The organism is Clostridioides sp. LIBA-2809 (genome assembly GCF_056688965.1).
On the sequence record NZ_CP197004.1, the window covers coordinates 1354619 to 1375563 of the forward strand.

Below are 20945 nucleotides of genomic sequence, written 5' to 3' on the forward strand. Positions count from 1 at the left end.
AAATTATGAAACATAATTGACAAGTTTAAGTCAAAAATGTATAATTAAATAAAATCTCGTCAAAAGGTTTTCATTTAAGAAGAGATTGGACTTATTTTTTAGTAAAATGTAGTAGAAGGTAAAAAAAGTAGTAAAATTCAAATGGGGGTGCTTTAAATGGGTGAGAAACAAATCAAGTTTAAAGATGTAATTGTAATTGGATTTGCACTATTTGCAATGTTTTTTGGTGCTGGGAACTTAATATTCCCTCCATATCTAGGAGTTTTATCCGGAAGTAGTTGGCTAGTAGCTTTCATAGGATTCCTTTTCGCAGATGGTGGTTTGGCATTATTAGCAGTTATAGCAGCAACTAAGTTCAATGGAGACACATCAAAGATGTTCTCAAGAGCAGGTAAAGGATTAAGTATTGCATTAGGATGTGCAATGGTAATCTGTATAGGTCCACTTTTGGCAATACCTAGAACAGCAGCAACAACTTATGAGATGGGTATATTACCTACAATAGGTTCAGGAATAAGCCCAGTAATATTTTCTATAGTATTCTTTGCTATAGTATTACTTCTAACAATAAGACCATCAAAAGTTGTAGATATAGTTGGGTCAATATTAACTCCAGCTTTACTTATAGCTTTAGCAGTATTAATCGTTAAAGGTATCATATCTCCATTAGGAGAAATAAGAGACAGTTCTTTAATACAAAATGTATTTGCAGAAGGTATAACTCAAGGTTATCAAACAATGGATGCATTAGCAGCTAGTGTATTTGCATCAATTATAATCATGTCAGTAATAGCTAAAGGGTATACAGGTGAAAAAGAAAAGATGAAAGCTACAGTAAGCGCAGGTGTTATTGCAGTAATAGGTATGGCACTAGTTTATGGTGGATTATGTTATCTTGGAGCAACTGTATCTCAAGCATATGGACAAGATGTTCAACAAACAGCTTTAATAGTTGCAATAACAGCATCTTTACTTGGAACTACAGGTAAAGTCTTATTAGCTATTATAGTTGCATTAGCATGTTTAACAACAGCTATAGGACTTTCTTCAGCAGCAGGTCAATATTTCTCAACACTTACAGATGGGAAATTAAAGTATGAGCATATAGTTATAGTAGTTTGTGTGTTTAGTGCAATCATATCAAACTTTGGAGTAAGTACAATAATAAAATTCTCTTCTCCTATATTAAGTATGGTATATCCAGCAACTATAACTCTAGTTATACTAGCATTATTTAGTAACCAAATTAAAAATGACAATGTATACAAATGTGCTGCATATATGGCATTATTAGTAAGTGTGTTAACAGTTGCAACAAGCTTTGGTGTAAATATTCCTCTAGTTAATAGCTTACCATTCGCTTCATTAGGATTTAACTGGATAGTTCCAGTTGTAATAGCAGGAATAATAGGAAACTTTATTCCATCTAAAAGCAGTAAAACTGCATAATAATAAAGAATAATTGATAATTATGGAATTGCCTTTAAATTATAGAGGCAATTCCTTTTTATATTTGTAATATTTGCAAGTATTATTAAATTGCTTAAGATTGAAAATATGTTATTTGTTTAATTTTATAACATTAGCAGTAATATGATTTATAATAGCATGTAAAATAAAAAGGATGATTTAAAACTATAAGTAAAATAAAATTATATTTACTAAAAATATTTAATGTAAATGTAAATTATTGCCATATATAAAGAAAAAATAAAGAATTTATTATTTAGATACTTATTAATTAATAAAAGTTAAAACAATAAAAACATAAAAAATATAAAGTATATAAAAGTAGAATTGGACTTTTATATACTTTTTTATATTATTTTTGATTTTTTTAAGAAATTGTTTTAAAAGTTGAGAGAACTATAAGGAGTGTTATATTGAATATAAAATAGTATAATATATATTATGCTAGATAATTAATCTGAAAAAATACAAACATATAAAAAAGTTTGTTTAGAGTTATAGTTAATAGGTGTATTAATTTAATACTAATTTATTGGAGGTCTAAAAATGAAGTACATAATAAAAAGAGATGGTACAAAAGAACTTTTTAGTAAAAGTAAGATTGAAGATGCTGTCTATAAGGCTAGTATAAATAGTGAAGGTGGAGTGGATAGAGATTTAGCATATGATATATCAAGAAAAATAGCTAAAGATTATAATTCTATGGAAAAATGCTTATCCGTAGAGGAAATCCAAGATATAGTTGAAGTATTACTTATGGAATCAAATAGAAAAGATATAGCAAAACACTACATATTATATAGAGAAAGACGTTCTGAAATAAGAACTAAAGCTTGGGAGTTTGATGAACTGCAAAAATCAATATGGAAGAATAAGTATAGAAATAATGGTGAGAGTTTTGATGAGTGGATAAAGAGAATCTCAAATAATAGTCCTAGAATCTCAAAATTAATAAGACAGAAAAGATTTCTATTTGCTGGAAGGATTTTAGCAAATAGAGGATTGCAGAAAGAAGGTAAAAAAGTAACATATTCTAATTGTTATGTAATAGAGCCACCAAAAGATAGTATAGAAGATATTTTCGATACTGCAAAAAAACTTGCTAGAACATTTAGCTATGGTGGAGGCGTTGGAATTGATATTTCAAAGTTAAGACCAAAAGGAGCAAAAGTTAATAATGCTGCAAAACACACGACTGGAGCAGTTTCTTTTATGGAACTTTACAGCATGACAACTGGTTTGATTGGTCAAAGAGGAAGAAGAGGAGCTCTTATGATTTCTATGGACGTAAACCACCCAGAGATAGAAGAGTTTATAGATATAAAAACAGATTTAGAAAAAGTTACTAAAGCAAATATTTCTGTAAGAGTAACAGATGAATTTATGCAAGCTGTAAAGGAAAAGAAACTGTATAACTGTACTTTTGAAGTTGAAACTACTGGAGAAAAAATAGTCAAGATAGTAAATGCATATGATTTGTTTAATAAATTTGTGAAAAATAACTGGGATTATGCAGAACCAGGTATATTATTTTGGGACAAAATAAGAACTTATAATTTTATGAGCGAAGATAAGAATTTTTGCTTTTCAGGAGTAAATCCTTGTGCAGAAGAGCCACTTCCAAGTGGAGGAAGTTGTCTGCTTGGTTCAATAAACTTGTCAGAGTTTGTAATACAACCATTTGGTGAACATGCTACCTTTGATATTAATAAATTAAAATCTTGCGTTAGAGAAGCTGTGGTAGCTTTAAATGATGTGTTAGATGAGGGATTAAACTTACATCCATTACAAGAGCAAAGAGATAGTGTACATAAATATAGACAGATAGGTTTAGGAGTAATGGGTATAGCTGATATGCTTATAAAGATGGGAATAAGATATGGTTCTGATAAATCTTTGGAATTATGTGATTTAATTGGTAAAACTATGTTGAATGAAGCTGTAAAGCAATCAGCCTTAATTGCCAAAGAATATGGAACTTTTAGTGAGTATAAATATGAAAATATATCCAAGTCTAAGTTTTTTATAGAAAATTTAAATGATGATACTAAGGAAATGGTTAAAAAATATGGGCTTAGAAATTCACAACTATTAACTATACCTCCTACAGGTTCTATATCTACAATGATAGGAATTAGTGGTGGAATAGAACCTATATTTAATCTTTCATATATAAGAAAAACTGAGAGTTTACATGACGAAGATGTATATTACAAAGTATATACTCCAATCGTTAAAGAATATATGGATAAAAAAGGTATTACAGATGAAGAATGTTTACCAGAGTTCTTTGTAACTGCAATGAATATAGGATACGAAGAAAGGATAAACATGCAAAAAGTATGGCAAAAATATATTGATGCTTCTATATCATCTACAATAAATATTCCCTTTGAAACTACAGTTGAAGATGTTTTCAATATATATATTAAGGCATGGCAGGCTGGTCTTAAAGGGGTGACAATATTTAGAGATGGATGCAAAAGGAGTGGAATTTTAATAAATGAAAAAAAGGAAGAAAACAATAAAGAAAATAATAAAAAAGAAGATAATAAAAAAGAATGTTATAAAAATAATAAAAAAGAAAAAGATAATAAAGATGAAGAATCCAAAAAAATAATAAATAAAAATTTTGAAGAAGATGAGAAATTTGTGTGTCCTGAGTGTGGAAGTGAAGGAATTGCACATACAGGTGGTTGTAGTATATGCTTAAAATGTGGATATAGTGGATGTAATTAAACTTTGTGTTAGCAAAATTTTAATAGATTTAAAAACTTATATTTTTACAAATGAAAGATGAGGGAATTGTATGCAGAATAAAAGCGTGAGGGAGATTAAGGAAATAATTGAGACTTTAGAAGTAGAAAAATATATGCAATATATAGAACTATTGAGAGTCGATGACAGAAAATCTGTTCAAAGCTTAGCTGTAAAACTAGCTAAAAAATTAGACAATATTAGAAGAGAAGAAGAAAGATTAGAAACTATAAATATATTTGAAAATGAAGGTTACAATAAAGGTTATTTATATATTGGAGGAATTGATGAAGCGGGAAGAGGACCTCTTGCTGGACCTGTTGTAGCTTCTGTAGTAGTATTTAAAAAAGACACAAAAATAGAAGGCGTAAATGATTCTAAAAAACTAAGTGAAGCAAAAAGAGATGAACTTTTTGAAGTAATAAAAAGAGAAGCATTAGACTATGGAATAGGTATAGTAAATAATGAAGAAATAGACGAATTTAATATATTGAATGCTACCTATATGGCAATGAAAAAAGCTATAAATTGTTTAAAACAAGCACCTGATTATCTATTGGTTGATGCAGCGACAATACCAGGGATTGACATAGCTCAAAATCCAATTGTAAAAGGAGATTCAAAATCTATATCAATAGCAGCAGCAAGTATATTGGCTAAGGTTACTAGAGATAGTATAATGTATCAATATGATAGGGTCTATCCAGAATATGGTTTTAAATCTCATAAAGGGTATGGGACTAAAGAACATTATGAAGCCATTGAAAAACATGGGATAACTCCTATACATAGGAAAAGTTTTTTGAAAAATATACTGTAAACACAATATGATATAATGTATATGATATAAATTACTATAATAAATGGGGGATTAAAGATGGAGTATAATGAATTATTAAAAAATGCTAGAGAAAATTTAAATGGAAGTTGTAAAGTTTGTAAGGTTTGTAATGGAGTTGTTTGTGCAGGGGAAGTTCCTGGTATGGGAGGTAAAGGAAGTGGTTCTTCTTTTATAGAAAATAGTAAGAGTTTAGAAAAAGTAAAAGTAAATATGAGAGTAATACATGATGTCTCAAATCCTGATACATCTATAGAGATATTTGGGAAAAAAATGAGTGCACCTATATTTGCAGCTCCAGTAACAGGAACTACCTTGAATATGGGTGGAAAAATTAGTGAAAGAGATTACATAGAACCAGTAGTTGCAGGATGTGCAAAAAGTGGGATTTATGCAATGGTTGGAGATACAGCAGTAGATGCTTTTTTAATGGAAAATTTAGATGTAGTTAAAAAGTATAATGGTGATGGGATTGTATTTATTAAGCCTTGGGATAATGAAAATATTATAAAAAAGATAAGACTAGCTGAAGAAGCTGGTGCATTTGCAGTTGGAGTTGATATAGATGCTTGTGGTCTAGTGACTTTATCGCTACATGGAAAGCCAGTACTTCCTAAAAATGTTGAACAAATAAAAGAATTGGTGAACTCTACTAAACTACCATTTATATTAAAAGGAATAATGACTGTTGAAGATGCGTTAATGGCAGTTGAAGCAGGTGTAGATGCCATAGTTGTATCAAATCATGGAGGAAGAGTATTAGATTGTACACCAGGAGCATGTGAAGTTTTACCAAAGATTGCTGATGCTGTTAAAGGCAAAGTTACAATACTTGCAGATGGTGGAGTTAGAACAGGATTAGATGTATTAAAGATGATAGGTCTAGGAGCAGATGCAGTATTAATAGGAAGACCTTTTGTGACTGCTTCATTTGGTGGAGCAACTGATGGTGTAGAAACTTATGTAAATAAGCTTCAATCAGAACTAAGTGGTTCTATGATATTAACTGGATGTCAAACTATAAAAGATATTGATGGAAAAGTTATATACAAATAAAATTTTATACAAAAAAGAGGAAAAATCATTTTAATGTAGAATAATTGTACAAAGGGGGAATTTATATGAGTAAAAAAGCTTATGAAGAAGCCTTAGTAGAATTGGAGAAATTTATTAATGAAAGAAAAGAAATAATTAAAAGTGCGGAGGGCTGTATTGATAAGTACATAGTTGACAGAACGCTACCTTTTGATTACAAAGATAAATGTGTGGAATGGCAACAAGAGTTACTTGATATTGCAGAGGCACAAGTTTTAGAAGCAAATGAGTTAGGTGTGTTATTACAAGAAAAAAAAGAACTTGCAGAAGATTAAATTTTATTAACTAAGAGTAAATCAAAAATATGATTTGCTCTTAGCTTTTTTGTTTGAGTATAAACTTCAATCTAATTAAGAGAATTTTATCAATAATAGATTAGGCAGTTTAAAGTAAAAGAGAGTGCTTTACGTGCTTAATTTTTATTCAAATTTAGTATATGTTTTTTCATTTCATCTAATACGATTGTATAGGACTTGGATTGAGCTGCAGCTAATTCTGATAAAGCAAACCTTTGAGCCTTATTTAGAAAGTCCTTATCTGTACTACATAATTGTTTTGAACAATCTTGTATCATAAGCATCTTAATCAATTTTACAATCTCAAAAACATCTCCTGAATGAAATTTATCTTGGTATAATTTAAGTCGCTTCTTTCTATCAAAAATCCATACACCATCTGTTTTATCAATAGATTGCATAAAATCATCAACTTCATTTTCATTCATAACTGGACGTATGCCAATCTTGCCAGCACTTATAACTGGAATCAAAATTTTAAGATTGCTATTGAAAATAACAGTCAATTCATAGTATTTCTGTATATTATGATTTATTTCCTTTGTTACAATATCACTTACATAGCAAGCACCTTCTTTTGGATACATCACACTTTCGCCAATATTATACATATAGTTATACCTCCAAACTGAATTTTAGATATTGCAATTTGGGTACAATGCTTTAATTATCTAATACTCAATATTATATCACAAAATACTTGACAAGTCAAAAATATTAATATATAATATTAAGTTTATGATGAATAAATATAAAATAACTATAAAAATATAAGATAAAATGATTTAACGTATTGAAATATTATGTTAGTTTTTTATAAAACTGTACATTAACTATGCTTAGTAATTATTAATTTTTAGCAAAATCTCTTAACTTAAGACTTCCAGCTGTTACAAAGACCATTCCAATAAAAATTAAAACAATTATATTTATTAATATGTTGTCATTATTAATAGCGTCTATAGTCCAATAAAATGGTGTAAGCTTTGAAAGATTAACCATAAAGGATAATTTATCAAGTGATGGTATTAGACTAGATATAGATATAGCTAAACCTATTAAAGAATAAAATGTAGACATAAGACTTATAGAACTTTCACTTTTAGTTACTCTAGCTATCCAAAATACAAATCCAGTAGCAACAAAACTATTTGCTAGTACAATCATTAATGTGTTTAAAGTCAATTTAAAATCACTTATAAATGAGAAGCATACTAAAGTTAAGGTGTATATAATTGCTTGAATAAAAAATAACCCTAAAAATATGCTGAAAATGATTTTTATATCTTTATGTCTTGTAGAAACAAGTCTTTTTAAGGTATTAGATTTTTTTAATGCGAATAAATCAGAAGCAAGATGTGCTGCATTAATATACATAAAATAACATATTAAGAAGACTATTAAAAATGAATTTTTATTCTTATTTGGACTGTTATCAATTATATTTGTCCTTGTCAATTTATCATCTATGTTTCTATCTATTTTTAATTTTAATGAATTAGTAATAAAAGATTCTATTTGTGATTCTGCCCAAAGACTACCTCCACCGTTTTCGGTTTTAAAACATTTAACTACAGGTCGTTTTAAGTTATCTATATTGTTTGAAAAATTTTCATCTAAAATGAAGACAGCAGAAACTTTATTATTTTTTAATAAATTCATAGCCTTATCCTGTTCGTCTAATCCAAATGAGTTTTCTTTTAATTTAGAACCATCTATTAACTTATGTTCATATTTTCCAGAAGAATTAGATACAATTGCTACTGGAGAAAAGTACATTGATTGATTTTCTGAGTTACCAGTAAAAAAGTTAAGAGAAAACATTAATAATATAACAGGAAACAGAACCATGTTAACTAAAAGAGCATGATTTTTTATATATCTTTTTATGTTTGCAATAATTAATCTAATCATTATTAAATCTCCCTCCATTTATATTTTTCTTTTACAATAGAAAGTGCAATCAATATTGTAGATGCAATTAGACATATAAAAATTAAGTTTCCTATTGAATCGATAGTTTTAAATGTCTCATAATTACTGAATAATGTTCCTATTAAATAAGTAGGAGATAAACTTGTAAACTTAGTAAATATATCATTTACCATGCTGAGAATACCTCCAAAAACTGTCTGTAAGAAGAGTAATGTGTAAACAATAACTGTACCATATTTCTTACTAAAAAAGGCGGTTACAAAAGTAGATATTGAAGTCATAAAATAAGAAGATAAAGCACAAAGTAAAATTAATATGGCAAAGTTACCTTTAAATGTTATCCCAAGTATTCTAAAGAATAAAACATATAATAACAAGAAGATAAATGAATAAATCCACAATCCTACAAAATCATAAATTAAGAATTGTACTCTAGTAATAGGCATAGAGTAAAGTCTTTTTGAAAGTCCTTTTGATTCACTTACGTAATTTGCTAAAATATTATTCATTATAAAAATTATTACAAGAAATCCCAGAGAAACTAAAGCAAAGTACTCATAAGAGTTTTGTCTGACATTATTTTTTATTATAGAAGTATCAATAGAATTCTTGTTAAATAATTTAGAGAAATCTTCTGAACTTAGTTTTTGCGAATTATTTAAATATAATTTTTCATGATAAGTATCTAATATGTCTTGAAGTAATATTGCAATATCATCGCGAGTTCCAAGTTTTTCTACACTTAAAATATTTGATTCTTCATTTAATAAATTACTCTCATATCCTTTAGGTATAGTGAGTTTTAAATCTGCATTAGAACTATCTTTTTGAACTGTTAATATAGAAGATAAGTCATTTTTTAAGTATCTTGTCAGATTATTTGATAGCTTTGTATCATCTTTGTCATATATAACAATTGATGTCAAATCTGTTTTTATAGGGTTTTGAAACATGCTTTCTGTCACCATTCCAAGAAACCCAGCTAAGACTAGAGGTAAGGCTAAGAAATATATTAAATTAAGTATAAAAGAGCTTTTTAAACCTTTTAGCATAGTTTTTACACTAATGTATAATCTCATAAAATCACCTCCATTAATCTCTTAGATTTTTACCTGTTAGATTTAAAAACACATCTTCTAGACTAGGTTCTTCATAAGAAATTCGTACTATTTTTGAATTATTTTTCTCAACAACAGATAGCACATCTGTAAGTTGCAATTTTTTATCTATATCCAATTCTACTAATGAATTATTTTCTAAAACAGATATCACACCTTTGATATTTTTTAAATCGAATATAAGTTGAGCATTTATATTTTTAATTTCCATGATTAATTTTGTATGTGTAGATACTAATGATTTTAGATAATTATTATCTCCAAAAGCAATCTCCTTGCCTTCATCCATAATAAAAATCTTAGAACAAAGATGTTCAACTTCTTCCATATAATGAGAAGTATATATTACCGTGGTTTTTTGTTTTTCAGATATATCTTTAATAAAATTGAAAATATGATTTCTTGATTGGGGGTCAACACCTACCGTTGGTTCATCTAATATTAATATTTTAGGATGATTTAAGAGTGCTATTCCAATGTTTAATCTCCTTTGCATACCACCAGATAATTTTTTTATTTTTTTCTTTTTAACATCAGTAAGTCCTGTGACTTCTAAGGCTTCGGTGATTCTCTCTTGAAGCAATTTTCCCTTTAAACCATAGTAAGCTCCGAAGTACTCTAAGTTATCAAAAGGAGTAAGGGTTTCCATAAGTGCTAATTCTTGTGGAACTAATCCTATTATAGACTTTGCTTTTATATAATCTTTTGACAAATCTAAACCATTGATTTGAATGTCACCACTATTTGGTAACATAAGATTTGTAATTATATTTATAAGTGTAGACTTACCAGCCCCATTTGGTCCAATAAGTCCAAATATCTCCCCTTCTTTAACAGAAAAACTGATATTATCAAGTGCCAATTTATCGTTAAATCTTTTTGTTATGTTATTTACTCTGACTATATCCATAATAATCCCTCCAAAAGTAATTTTGTATAAGCTAAAAATCTATAATACTATAATAAAGAATTATGAATCATAATTCTATTACTATAAGTCACTAAAAAAAGTGACTTAAGTCACTTTATATTTTTATTTATTATAAATAAGTTTGTAAGTAAGAAATTTTTTAAGAGTATAGGTTTCTTACATATATATCTATATTACAATTTTATTTTTGAAGGCAAATATAACTAGTTGAGTTCTATCACGAAGTCCTAGTTTTCCCAAGATATTAGTGATATTATTCTTTATTGTACCTTCAGATAAGAATAATTCTTGGCTAATTTCTTTATTATTAAGTCCATTTGCAATTAATTTAATTATGGATATTTCTTTTTCTGTTAAATTATACATATCAGAAATATGTTCTTGTCCTATAGTTTTTTCAGGGGACATGATTTTTTCAGCAACACTTTTATCAAGTACAATATTGCCAAAAAACGAGGAACGAATCCCCTCGTGTAATACTTCGTCCGAACTATCTTTTAAAAGATATCCTGAAGCTCCAAACTTCATAGCGTCTTTTATGTATTCATCATCATTAAAGGTTGTCAAAATTAATAACGCTATGGAACTATCGTATTCTTTTATAAGTCTTGTACCTAGAACTCCATCACAAACTTTCATTCTAATGTCCATAAGGACTATGTCTACATCATTTTTTTTACAGAATTCTAATGCTTCATATCCGTTGGAAGCATCTCCTACAATTTCTAAATCGTCATAAGATGATAAAATAATCTTAAGACCTTTTCTAATCAATTTTTCATCATCTACTATAAGAACTTTGATTTTATTCAAAAAAATCACCTCCTGAAAATTTAGGAAAAGACGCTCTAATTGTGAATCCAGTATTAGAATTATCAAATTCAACTTTGCCATTTAATTCATATATTCTTTCGCTAATACTGCTAAGTCCATTTCCTTTTTTTATATTGTTACATCCTATACCATTATCACTGATAGTAATTATAAGATTTGAAGGATTAAATGTTATAAAAATTCTAATTTCAGTTGCTTTTCCATGTCTTGATGCGTTGGAAAGCGATTCCTGAACGAGTCTATATAAAGCGATAGATTGATTTCTAGATAGGTTCCAAGTATTTTTTGATATAGTTAATCTAACGTTGATATTTGTAAGCTTAATAAAGCTTTTAACCAGTTCTTTGATTTTAAGTAAATTTTGATAATTTTCATATTCAACAGGTTTTAGTTCAGATATAGCTCTTCTTACATCTTGGAAACTTTCAGTCACAAATTCTCTAAGTTCATGAACTAAATCAGAAATGAGAGGTTTGTCTTTTAAGAGCTTTTCTATAGCACTTAATTGAATTATTGTTGTAGAAAGAGAATGTCCAACACTATCATGTATTTCTCTCGATATACGGTTTCTTTCTTTCAAAATTGCTAATTCTTCTATAGAACTTGCATAAATCTCTAAATCAGCATTAGCTTTTTTTAATTCATCTTTAGAAACACGGAGTTTATCGTAAAGACTTTGATTGTATAATTTAGATAAATTCTCACTTTCTAGATACATAGAAAGTATAGTAATAATTAGTAATATAGAACTTGATTCTAGTGCTAAATATACACTTTTATCTAAACCAATAATAAAAGAAGATATTATAACTAAAAAGAATAATATGTATTTATACTTTTCCTTTATTAAAAATGAGGCATCCAAAACTAAAGGAACAAAGTATAGTGAATTAAAAGTTTTTGTATAATTGTACAATATAAAAATTAAAATAAGCTCTAAAAAATAAGAAATAAGTATAAATTTATTCTCATTTGATAAAGAAAAAAATCTGACTTGGTTATTTATTATTAGAAATAATATAATTATTGTTATAACTGGATACAATGTATTTTCAGCATTATTCAAATAGCTTACAAGTAATATAAATAGAGATAAATATCGTATAAAAATAAATAATTTTTTTCTGTTCATTAAAGACATTCCTCCATAAAAATAAACTTTCCTTATGAAAACTAGCATAATATCATAAAAGAATAAAGTCAATAGAAGTATTTATTAATATTAATGGAAATAAAATCAATCTCAAAAAATTGAATAGTTAAATTGTATACTGACGATAATTTAAACGTACAAATTTAATGTATTGGAGTAGATAATGAATAATAAAGAAAAAGGTGATTTTGGAGAAGAAATAGCAGTTAATTATCTGCTAGCAAAAGGTGCGAAGATACTAGAAAAAAACTACAGACTGAAGTTAGGAGAGATAGACATAATAGCAAATATAGGTAATGAAATTGTATTTGTGGAGGTGAAATCAAGGTCCAATATAAAGTATGGTTACCCTTGCGAATCTGTAGGTTTTAAAAAAAGAAAAAAGATAGTTGATGTAGCAAAATACTATATTATAAAAAATAATTTATATAATACTCCAATAAGATTTGATATTATAGAGGTCTATTTATTGGAAAAGAGAGTAAATCATATAATAAATGCTTTTTAAAAAATATAAAGTTTTTTGAAAGGATTAAAAATGTTAAGTATTATTAATTCAAGTAATTTAGTAGGAATAGATAGTTTTTTGGTAAAGGTTGAAGTGGATATAAGTAATGGTATACCTAGTTTTAATATTGTTGGTCTTCCAAGTAAAGAAATTAAAGAGGCAAGAGAGAGAGTAAAATCAGCAATTCTTAATAGTGGGTATAAATTCCCAAGCACGAGAATAGTTGTGAATTTATCACCAGCAGATATAAAAAAAGAAGGCGCTTTTTTAGATTTATCTATAAGTATAGGTCTTTTAAGAGGATTAATAAAAAAAGACGAAAATTACATAAAAGAAAGTATGTTTATAGGAGAGTTATCATTAGATGGAAAGATAAGAAAAGTAAGAGGTATATTGCCTATCATTATAGGTGCAAAAAACCAAAATATAAAACGTATTTTTATACCAATTGAGAATACAAGAGAAAGTTTATTTATAGATGAAATTGATATAATCCCTGTTAAAAGTTTAAATGAATGTATTGATTTTTTAAATGAAGAAATAAAAGTCGATAAAGAAAGGATAATGTCTTTTTTGAATGAGGAGCTAGAAATATATAATGGAAGATTAGAAAAGTATGATACTTATAAAGACTGTGAGCATATAAAGATTCACAGTATAAAAGAAAATAAATATGATGAAGACTTTAAAGATGTAAGGGGCAATTATTTTGTAAAGAGGAGTGCAGAAATTGCAGCAGCTGGTAATCATAATATCTTTATGATTGGACCTCCAGGCTCAGGAAAAACTATGATTGCAAAAAGGATAAGGACAATTTTACCAGACATAAGTATAGAAGAAATGATAGAAGTAAGTAAAGTTTATAGCATACTAGGTATGATAGATGAAACTAAAGGAATAATTGACAATAGACCTTTTAGGGCACCTCATCACACAACTACAAAGCAATCTTTGATTGGTGGCGGAGTAGATGCAAGACCTGGAGAGGTTGCTTTAGCGCATAGAGGTATATTATTCTTAGATGAAATAGCTGAATTTGATAGAAAAATACTTGAGACTTTAAGACAACCTATAGAAGATGGATATGTAAATATATCCAGAGTGAAATATAATACAAAATATCCTTGTAGAGTATTGTTAATTGCAGCTATGAATCCATGTCCATGTGGTTACTATATGTCAGATACAGAATGTAGATGTAGGAGTAATGAAATTGATAAATACATAAATAAAATATCAGGTCCATTATTAGATAGGTTTGATATTTTTGTAGAAGTTAATTCTATAAAATATGTTGATTTTAATTCTTCAAAACAAGAAGAAAGTTCTCAAAAAATAAAGAGAAGAGTAGAAAATGCTAGAAAAATACAAATAAATAGATTTAGAAAAGATAATATAAAAAATAATAGTGAAATTAAATCTTCTAATTTATTAAAATATTGTAAATTGGAAAAAGAAGCTTCAAAAACGGCTGAGATAATAATTAATAAATATAATCTCAGTAGTAGAAGTTATACAAAACTTTTAAAAATGGCAAGAACAATAGCGGATTTGGAAGAAATAGAAACAATAAATTCGCAGTGTATTATAGAAGCTTTTTCATTTAGAAAGGCTTATTATAGTTATTTTAAATAAGTTTTTGAGGTGGATTTTATGGAAAAAAGAGATATCTATTTGTGGTTAAAATCAATTAGTGGAATAACAACAAAAACAATTGAAATAATAGAAAGTGAAATAGTAAATATTGAGGATATATTTGATTTTTCTGAAAAAGAAATATATAATTTAAAAAATATAAGCTTGAATATTAGAAAAAATATAGTAAAATATAGAGGTCACGCTTATTTAGAAAATATAAAAGAACTTCTTTATAAAAAAACAATTAAATATATTTGTCAATATGATAAAGAATATCCTGAGAAATTAAAAAATATATACAATGCTCCAAAGTTATTATTCTATAAAGGTGATATAAGTTTAGTTAATAATAATTTTAATATAGCTATAGTAGGTTCAAGAAAACCTACAGCCTATGGAATTAATTGTGCAAAAACAATAAGTTGTCAACTATCCCAGTATGGGGTTAATATAGTAAGTGGATTAGCTATAGGAATAGATGCATATTCACACATAGGTTGTATGAATGGAAAATCTAAAACTATAGCAGTGCTTGGCTCAGGAGTAGACAATCCTCTTCCAAAACAAAATTTATATTTATCAAATAAAATATTAGAAAATGGGGGATTATTATTATCAGAGTATAATATTAACTCGACAGTAGCACCATATCATTTTTCTAATAGAAATAGGATTATTAGCGGATTAAGTGATGGAGTAGTGGTTGTAGAGGCAGCAATTAGAAGTGGTGCATTAATCACAGTAGATTTTGCTCTTGAACATGGAAAAAATGTCTTTGCGATACCTGGTAATATAAATTCCCAAATGAGTAGAGGTTGTCATAAAATTATAAAAGAAGGTGCAAAATTAATTGAAAATATAGATGATATTTTGAATGAATATAACATATTTAATATTATTGATAAAAAAATAAATCAAAAATATGATAATATAAGTCTAAATGCCAAGTCTAAGCAAATAATAGAAGCTATAAAAAGAGAAGGAAACTTGCATATAGATAGTATTTGTGATTATACTGGTATAGAAATAAAGTATGTAAATTCAATAATCAATGAATTAGTACTAAATGAGTTAGTAGTAGAAATGAATAATAAAACGTACAGTTTAAATGTATAAATTAAGATTAGGTAGTGGGGGTGTGTGGTTTTATGGCCAAAACATTAGTCATCGTAGAATCGCCTGCAAAAGCTAAGACCATAGAAAAATTTTTAGGAAAAAGTCATTACACAGTGAAAGCATCAGTTGGTCATGTCAGAGATTTACCTAAAAGTAAATTAGGTGTAGATATAGAAAATAATTTTGAACCTCAATATATAAACATAAGAGGTAAAGGCGATGTAATAAAAGAATTAAAAAAAGAAGCTAAAAAGTCTAAACAAGTGTATCTAGCAACCGACCCTGATAGAGAGGGTGAAGCTATATCATGGCATTTAGCTCATATACTAAATTTAGATGAATCTGAAGATTGTAGAATAGAGTTTAATGAAATAACTAAGGATGCAATTAAAAAAGCAATTAAGCATCCTAGAAATATTGATATAAATTTGGTTGATGCACAACAAGCAAGAAGAGTATTAGACAGACTTTTAGGTTATCAGATAAGCCCTATATTGTGGCAAAAGGTTAGAAAAGGTCTTAGTGCAGGTAGAGTACAATCTGTTACAACAAAATTAATTTGTGATAGAGAAAAAGAAATAAAAGCATTTATTCCAAAAGAATATTGGACAATAGATGTGGAAGCAAAGACAGCAAAAGATAAGGATATAACTTTAAAATTTTATGGTAAGAATGATGAAAAAATCGAATTAGAAAATGAAGAAGCTGTAAACGAAATACTAAAAGAAATGGAAGGCAAAGATTTAAAAGTTGAGAAGATAGAATCTAAATCAAGACGTAAATCAGCTCCAAAACCATTTACAACAAGTATGCTTCAACAAGAAGGAGCAAATAAGCTATTCTTCACTACTAAAAAGACAATGATGATAGCCCAAGAATTATATGAAGGTATAGATATAGAAGGTGAAGGTACTGTTGGTCTTATATCATATATAAGAACTGACTCTAAGAGAATTTCTGATGAAGCAAGAGAAAAAGCCAAAGGTTATATAGTAAGTAATCTAGGCGACAACTACTATAAAAATAGTAGTGATAAAAAAGAAAAAAAAGATACTAAAAAAGTTCAAGATGCCCATGAGGCAATAAGACCAACTTCTGTTGACAGAACTCCAGATAGTATAAAAGCTTCACTGAGCAAAGACCAGTACAAGTTATATAATTTAATTTGGAGAAGATTTGTAGCTAGCCAAATGGAGGATTCAGTATTCGATATATTAAATGTAGAATGCAAAATAGGAGACCTTGTATTTAAAGCTACTGGTTCAAAAATGAAATTTGATGGTTACACTAAGGTATACAATTTTTCAGAGAGAGAAGATAAAATTTTACCAAGTATAGACAAAGGCGATATATTGAATATAGAAAATGTATTACCAGACCAACACTTTACACAACCACCAGCAAGATATACAGAAGCTAGTTTGGTAAAAACATTAGAGGAATTAGGGATAGGTAGACCAAGTACGTATGCTCCAACTATAGCTACTATATTAAATAGAGAATATGTTGAAAAACAAGGAACGAGTCTATGTCCAACAGAACTTGGTATAATAGTTACTGACATTTTAGAAAATAATTTTAATAAATTTATAGATGTAGATTTTACCGCTGATATGGAAAGTAAACTTGATGTTATAGAAGACGGAAATACAGACTGGAAAGAGATTGTATCTGAATCATATGCTCCACTTAAAGAAGCTATTGAAGAAGCACTTGAAAATATAGAAAAAGTAAATATGGATGAAGAAACTGATGAAATATGTGAAAATTGTGGCTCTAATATGGTTATAAAATATGGTAGATTTGGAAAATTTATGGCTTGTAAAAACTATCCAGATTGTAAAACAACTAGACCAATTATGAATAAAATTGGTGTTAAATGTCCAAAATGTGAAGAAGGAGATATTATACTTAGAAAATCTAAAAAAGGTAAAGCTTTTTATGGATGTTCTAATTATCCAAACTGTGACTTTGTAGCTTGGAATAAGCCGACAGGAGAGTTTTGTGAGAAGTGTGGTTCATATATGGTTGAAAAAGTGACTAAATCTGAAACAAAAACAGTGTGTTCTAATAAAGAATGTAATAAAGAGTCAAAAGAGCATAATGACGGAAAAGAGTGAAAATTGAAAAAAATCACATAATTCTCTTGAAAAAGGTTCCAATCTATGATAATCTTTCAAGTGTAAACAACTAATATAAAAAATAAATTTTCATTAGAGATGAAAATAATATTAGAAAATATAAAAGGTTATTAAAAGGCCTAAATTTCATGAGGAGATGATTAAATGGCAAGTGAAGTGTTACAAAAAACAAGGAAAATAAATAAAACATTACAAACAAGTGGTGGAAGTAGTGTCTCTTTTGATTTACTGGCCGGAGCATTAGGAGATGTTTTAAATTCTAATGTTTATGTAGTAAGTGCAAAAGGTAAAGTATTAGGTCTTCATTTAAATGATGCTCAAGACAGTTCAGTTATAGAAGATGAGTATACTAAACAAAAGAAATTTTCAGATGAATATACTCAAAATGTATTAAAGATTGATGAGACATTAGAAAATTTAAATGGTGAAAAGATATTGGAAATTTTTCCAGAAGAACATGGAAGATTACAAAAATATACTACAGTAGTACCAATCTTAGGTAGCGGTCAAAGACTTGGAACATTAGTACTTTCAAGATATTCAGCTTCATTTAATGATGATGATTTAGTAATAGCTGAATACAGTGCGACTGTTGTTGGTCTTGAGATATTAAGAGCAATAGGTGAAGAGTTAGAAGAAGAAATGAGAAAGAAAGCTGTAGTTCAAATGGCAATAGGCACTCTGTCCTACTCCGAACTTGAAGCAGTTGAACATATTTTTGCTGAATTAGATGGTAAAGAAGGTTTACTTGTTGCAAGTAAGATAGCTGATAGAGTTGGTATAACTAGATCAGTAATAGTAAATGCACTTAGAAAATTTGAGAGTGCAGGTGTGATAGAATCAAGATCATTAGGTATGAAAGGTACTCATATAAGAATACTTAATGATAAACTTACAGATGAATTGAAAAAATTAAAAAACAATCAATAATCTATATTTTTTATAGATTGAGATTAGGAAAGGTATCTATTTCAAATAGATACCTTTTTTAGACGAATTATTGAAATAATTATAGAGTAAGTATTTTAATCAAAAAAGGAGTGAGGAGATGCCTTTAGCAGATAAAATAAGACCAAAAACAATGAATGATGTAATAGGTCAAAGTCATATAATAGGTAATGGCAAAATATTGTCTAAGATATTACAATCTAATTTTTTACCAAATATGATATTTTTTGGTCCTCCAGGTGTTGGTAAAACCACAGTAGCAGAAATAATAGCAGAAAAAAGCAATAAAAATTTCTATAAAATAAATGCTACGAATTCATCTCTAGAAGATATAAAAAAGGTAATATCAGAACTTGGAAGTATAAATAATATAAATGGAGTTTTGTTATATATAGATGAAATACAAAGCTTTAATAAAAAACAACAACAATCAATATTAGAATTTATGGAAAATGGAAGTATAACCTTAATTGCTAGTACCACAGAAAATCCATACCATTATGTGTATAAAGCTCTTTTAAGCAGGTCTACTGTGTTTGAATTTAAACCTTTAGAGAAGTTTGATATAGAAAAAGGTTTGGAAAGAGCTATTGAAGTATTAAATGAAGAAAGTTATATGGATATTGAATGTAATAAGGATGCAATTGAAGATATAGCTATTCTTTCTGATGGAGATATGAGAAGAGCTTTGAATATTTTGGAAATGGTAGTTTATTCAACTAAACCAAATAAAGATAATATAACTCATATAGATTCAGATGTAATACAGTCATCTACCTTTAATAAGATTATAAACTATGATAAAAATGGTGATAGTCATTATGACATTTTAAGTGCATTTCAAAAATCTATAAGAGGAAGTGACCCTCAAGCGTCTATACATTATCTAGCAAGACTTATAAAAGGTGGAGATTTGATAAGTATATGTAGAAGACTTTTGGTAATAGCAAGTGAAGATATAGGTTTAGCTTACCCAAATGCTATTATGATTGTAAAGGCATGTGTAGATTCAGCTATGCAACTTGGATTTCCAGAAGCAAAAATACCACTGGCAGAAGCTACTATTCTTTTAGCTACATCTCCAAAATCTAATTCTGCATGTATAGCAATAATGAAAGCTATGGATGAATTGGATAAAGAGTTTGTTAAGGACATACCAAACAGTATAAAAGATGCACATTATTCTGGTTCTAAAGATATAGGTAGAGGTTGTGGGTACAAATATCCTCATAACTTTAAAAATCATTATGTAAAGCAACAGTATTTACCAGATAGTATAAAAGATAGTATCTACTACATACCACAAGAAAATAAAACTGAGACAAATATAAAGAAATATTTAGAATATCTAGATAGTGATTTTTAAACTGAACGTTATGTATCGGGGGTAGATATTATGATTATAAGACTTAATTCAACTTACCATAGTAGAGTTATGAAATACTTAAAAAGAGAACCTGAGTACAATTTGTTTATAATAGGAGATATCGAAAGATATGGATATGGGCATAATTTTTTAAATATCTGGGGAGATATAGATGAAAAGGGTGAGATAAGGGCAATATTACTTAAATATTTTGAGTTTATGATGTTTTATTCTGATGGAGAATATGATGTTGAAGGTTTTTATAATCTACTTTGTAATACTAATTATGAAGAAATTTCTGGTAAAATATGTGCTGTAGGAGCTTTAGCTAATAGATTGGGACTTAATAATTTAAAGACAGTTGATTTTTGTAAACTTCAAACTAGAAAGTTTTTGGTGGATAATAACTGTAGTGAAAAGATAAAAAAGATTAGGCTGGGAAATCTTAAAAAGACAGTAAGACTTTATGATTTGATAGATGAATTTCACAGTACGACTTTAGATAATTTAAAAAATGGATTGAGGACAGGTAGAGGGTATTGTATAGAGATTAACAAACAAGTAGTATCCATGGCAAAGAGTACTTCAGAAAATAAAACTCATGCAATGATAATTGGAGTAGGTACACATCCAAAGTATAGAGCTAGAGGACTTGCTACAAAGTGCCTTATTAAACTATGTTCAGAACTCCTAAGAGAAAATAAAATACCTTGTTTGTTTTATGATAATGAAGAAGCTGGAAAGATATATAAAAAGCTAGGATTTGAGAACATTGGAAAATGGGGTATTTATTCAAAATAA

At 28.0% G+C, this 20945-nt stretch carries 18 protein-coding genes; 12 read left to right on the forward strand and 6 right to left on the reverse strand.

The window, feature by feature from the left end; genetic code table 11:
- Positions 1–156: 156 nt before the first annotated feature.
- The 5 genes from brnQ (at position 157) to ACTG44_RS06570 (ending at position 6435) form a co-directional block, all read left to right on the forward strand.
- Complete coding sequence (brnQ, locus tag ACTG44_RS06550) at positions 157–1449, forward strand: branched-chain amino acid transport system II carrier protein (protein WP_479918397.1); 1293 nt, start codon at positions 157–159, stop codon at positions 1447–1449.
- A gap of 567 nt (positions 1450–2016) precedes the next feature.
- A complete protein-coding gene (locus ACTG44_RS06555) occupies positions 2017–4209 on the forward strand; it encodes an adenosylcobalamin-dependent ribonucleoside-diphosphate reductase (protein ID WP_021384063.1) in 2193 nt (730 codons plus the stop codon).
- Between the two features lie 70 nt (positions 4210–4279).
- A complete protein-coding gene (locus ACTG44_RS06560) occupies positions 4280–5047 on the forward strand; it encodes a ribonuclease HII (protein WP_021384056.1) in 768 nt (255 codons plus the stop codon).
- A 57-nt stretch (positions 5048–5104) separates the two neighbouring features.
- On the forward strand, positions 5105–6121 hold the full coding sequence (locus ACTG44_RS06565; protein WP_021384023.1) for an alpha-hydroxy-acid oxidizing protein: 1017 nt from the start codon (positions 5105–5107) through the stop codon (positions 6119–6121).
- Between the two features lie 65 nt (positions 6122–6186).
- Positions 6187–6435, forward strand: coding sequence for a hypothetical protein (locus ACTG44_RS06570; RefSeq protein WP_021384021.1), 249 nt, complete (start codon positions 6187–6189; stop codon positions 6433–6435).
- A gap of 137 nt (positions 6436–6572) precedes the next feature.
- Here the strand turns inward: ACTG44_RS06570 and ACTG44_RS06575 are convergent, their stop codons facing one another.
- From ACTG44_RS06575 to ACTG44_RS06600, 6 genes are all read right to left on the reverse strand, one after another.
- On the reverse strand, positions 6573–7067 hold the full coding sequence (locus ACTG44_RS06575; protein WP_021384042.1) for a CarD family transcriptional regulator: 495 nt from the start codon (positions 7065–7067) through the stop codon (positions 6573–6575).
- A gap of 238 nt (positions 7068–7305) precedes the next feature.
- Complete coding sequence (locus ACTG44_RS06580) at positions 7306–8370, reverse strand: ABC transporter permease (protein WP_021384050.1); 1065 nt, start codon at positions 8368–8370, stop codon at positions 7306–7308.
- Positions 8371–8372: 2 nt separating this feature from the next.
- On the reverse strand, positions 8373–9470 hold the full coding sequence (locus tag ACTG44_RS06585; RefSeq protein WP_021384009.1) for an ABC transporter permease: 1098 nt from the start codon (positions 9468–9470) through the stop codon (positions 8373–8375).
- A gap of 13 nt (positions 9471–9483) precedes the next feature.
- Positions 9484–10419, reverse strand: coding sequence for an ABC transporter ATP-binding protein (locus tag ACTG44_RS06590; RefSeq protein WP_021384064.1), 936 nt, complete (start codon positions 10417–10419; stop codon positions 9484–9486).
- A 189-nt stretch (positions 10420–10608) separates the two neighbouring features.
- The gene (locus tag ACTG44_RS06595; protein WP_021384005.1) at positions 10609–11253 is read right to left on the reverse strand and encodes a response regulator transcription factor; all 645 of its coding nucleotides are present in this window, start codon (positions 11251–11253) and stop codon (positions 10609–10611) included.
- Positions 11246–12406, reverse strand: coding sequence for a sensor histidine kinase (locus tag ACTG44_RS06600; RefSeq protein WP_021384006.1), 1161 nt, complete (start codon positions 12404–12406; stop codon positions 11246–11248). Before ACTG44_RS06600 ends, ACTG44_RS06595 begins: the two co-directional genes overlap by 8 nt.
- A gap of 184 nt (positions 12407–12590) precedes the next feature.
- Here ACTG44_RS06600 and ACTG44_RS06605 point away from each other — a divergent pair, with 184 nt between their 5' ends.
- The 7 genes from ACTG44_RS06605 (at position 12591) to ACTG44_RS06635 (ending at position 20945) form a co-directional block, all read left to right on the forward strand.
- Entirely contained in the window at positions 12591–12935 is a 345-nt protein-coding gene (locus tag ACTG44_RS06605; protein ID WP_021384060.1) for a YraN family protein, read from the forward strand.
- 30 nt (positions 12936–12965) lie between these two features.
- Complete coding sequence (locus ACTG44_RS06610; protein ID WP_479921484.1) at positions 12966–14570, forward strand: YifB family Mg chelatase-like AAA ATPase; 1605 nt, start codon at positions 12966–12968, stop codon at positions 14568–14570.
- Positions 14571–14588: 18 nt separating this feature from the next.
- A complete protein-coding gene (gene dprA / locus ACTG44_RS06615; RefSeq protein WP_021384018.1) occupies positions 14589–15689 on the forward strand; it encodes a DNA-processing protein DprA in 1101 nt (366 codons plus the stop codon).
- Positions 15690–15721: 32 nt separating this feature from the next.
- Positions 15722–17809 carry a type I DNA topoisomerase gene (gene topA, locus ACTG44_RS06620; RefSeq protein WP_479921485.1) on the forward strand — a complete coding sequence of 696 codons (2088 nt, stop codon included), beginning with the start codon at positions 15722–15724 and terminating at the stop codon, positions 17807–17809.
- 165 nt (positions 17810–17974) lie between these two features.
- The gene (gene codY / locus ACTG44_RS06625; protein WP_021384027.1) at positions 17975–18760 is read left to right on the forward strand and encodes a GTP-sensing pleiotropic transcriptional regulator CodY; all 786 of its coding nucleotides are present in this window, start codon (positions 17975–17977) and stop codon (positions 18758–18760) included.
- A gap of 118 nt (positions 18761–18878) precedes the next feature.
- Positions 18879–20144, forward strand: a complete 1266-nt coding sequence (locus ACTG44_RS06630) for a replication-associated recombination protein A (RefSeq protein ID WP_021384051.1) — start codon at positions 18879–18881, stop codon at positions 20142–20144.
- A gap of 30 nt (positions 20145–20174) precedes the next feature.
- Positions 20175–20945: a GNAT family N-acetyltransferase gene (locus ACTG44_RS06635; protein ID WP_479918400.1), complete on the forward strand. Its 771-nt coding sequence runs from the start codon at positions 20175–20177 to the stop codon at positions 20943–20945.

What these genes read in the sequence shown, in the direction of transcription:
- codY (WP_021384027.1), top strand. Translation starts at nt 17,975, where the DNA reads ATGGCAAGTGAAGTGTTACAAAAAACAAGGAAAATAAATAAAACATTA.
- ACTG44_RS06630 (WP_021384051.1), top strand. Translation starts at nt 18,879, where the DNA reads ATGCCTTTAGCAGATAAAATAAGACCAAAAACAATGAATGATGTAATA.
- dprA (WP_021384018.1), top strand. Translation starts at nt 14,589, where the DNA reads ATGGAAAAAAGAGATATCTATTTGTGGTTAAAATCAATTAGTGGAATA.
- ACTG44_RS06555 (WP_021384063.1), top strand. Translation starts at nt 2,017, where the DNA reads ATGAAGTACATAATAAAAAGAGATGGTACAAAAGAACTTTTTAGTAAA.
- ACTG44_RS06580 (WP_021384050.1), bottom strand. Translation starts at nt 8,370, where the DNA reads ATGATTAGATTAATTATTGCAAACATAAAAAGATATATAAAAAATCAT.
- ACTG44_RS06585 (WP_021384009.1), bottom strand. Translation starts at nt 9,470, where the DNA reads ATGAGATTATACATTAGTGTAAAAACTATGCTAAAAGGTTTAAAAAGC.
- ACTG44_RS06560 (WP_021384056.1), top strand. Translation starts at nt 4,280, where the DNA reads ATGCAGAATAAAAGCGTGAGGGAGATTAAGGAAATAATTGAGACTTTA.
- ACTG44_RS06575 (WP_021384042.1), bottom strand. Translation starts at nt 7,067, where the DNA reads ATGTATAATATTGGCGAAAGTGTGATGTATCCAAAAGAAGGTGCTTGC.
- ACTG44_RS06570 (WP_021384021.1), top strand. Translation starts at nt 6,187, where the DNA reads ATGAGTAAAAAAGCTTATGAAGAAGCCTTAGTAGAATTGGAGAAATTT.
- ACTG44_RS06610 (WP_479921484.1), top strand. Translation starts at nt 12,966, where the DNA reads ATGTTAAGTATTATTAATTCAAGTAATTTAGTAGGAATAGATAGTTTT.
- ACTG44_RS06635 (WP_479918400.1), top strand. Translation starts at nt 20,175, where the DNA reads ATGATTATAAGACTTAATTCAACTTACCATAGTAGAGTTATGAAATAC.
- ACTG44_RS06565 (WP_021384023.1), top strand. Translation starts at nt 5,105, where the DNA reads ATGGAGTATAATGAATTATTAAAAAATGCTAGAGAAAATTTAAATGGA.
- brnQ (WP_479918397.1), top strand. Translation starts at nt 157, where the DNA reads ATGGGTGAGAAACAAATCAAGTTTAAAGATGTAATTGTAATTGGATTT.
- ACTG44_RS06605 (WP_021384060.1), top strand. Translation starts at nt 12,591, where the DNA reads ATGAATAATAAAGAAAAAGGTGATTTTGGAGAAGAAATAGCAGTTAAT.
- ACTG44_RS06600 (WP_021384006.1), bottom strand. Translation starts at nt 12,406, where the DNA reads ATGAACAGAAAAAAATTATTTATTTTTATACGATATTTATCTCTATTT.
- ACTG44_RS06590 (WP_021384064.1), bottom strand. Translation starts at nt 10,419, where the DNA reads ATGGATATAGTCAGAGTAAATAACATAACAAAAAGATTTAACGATAAA.
- topA (WP_479921485.1), top strand. Translation starts at nt 15,722, where the DNA reads ATGGCCAAAACATTAGTCATCGTAGAATCGCCTGCAAAAGCTAAGACC.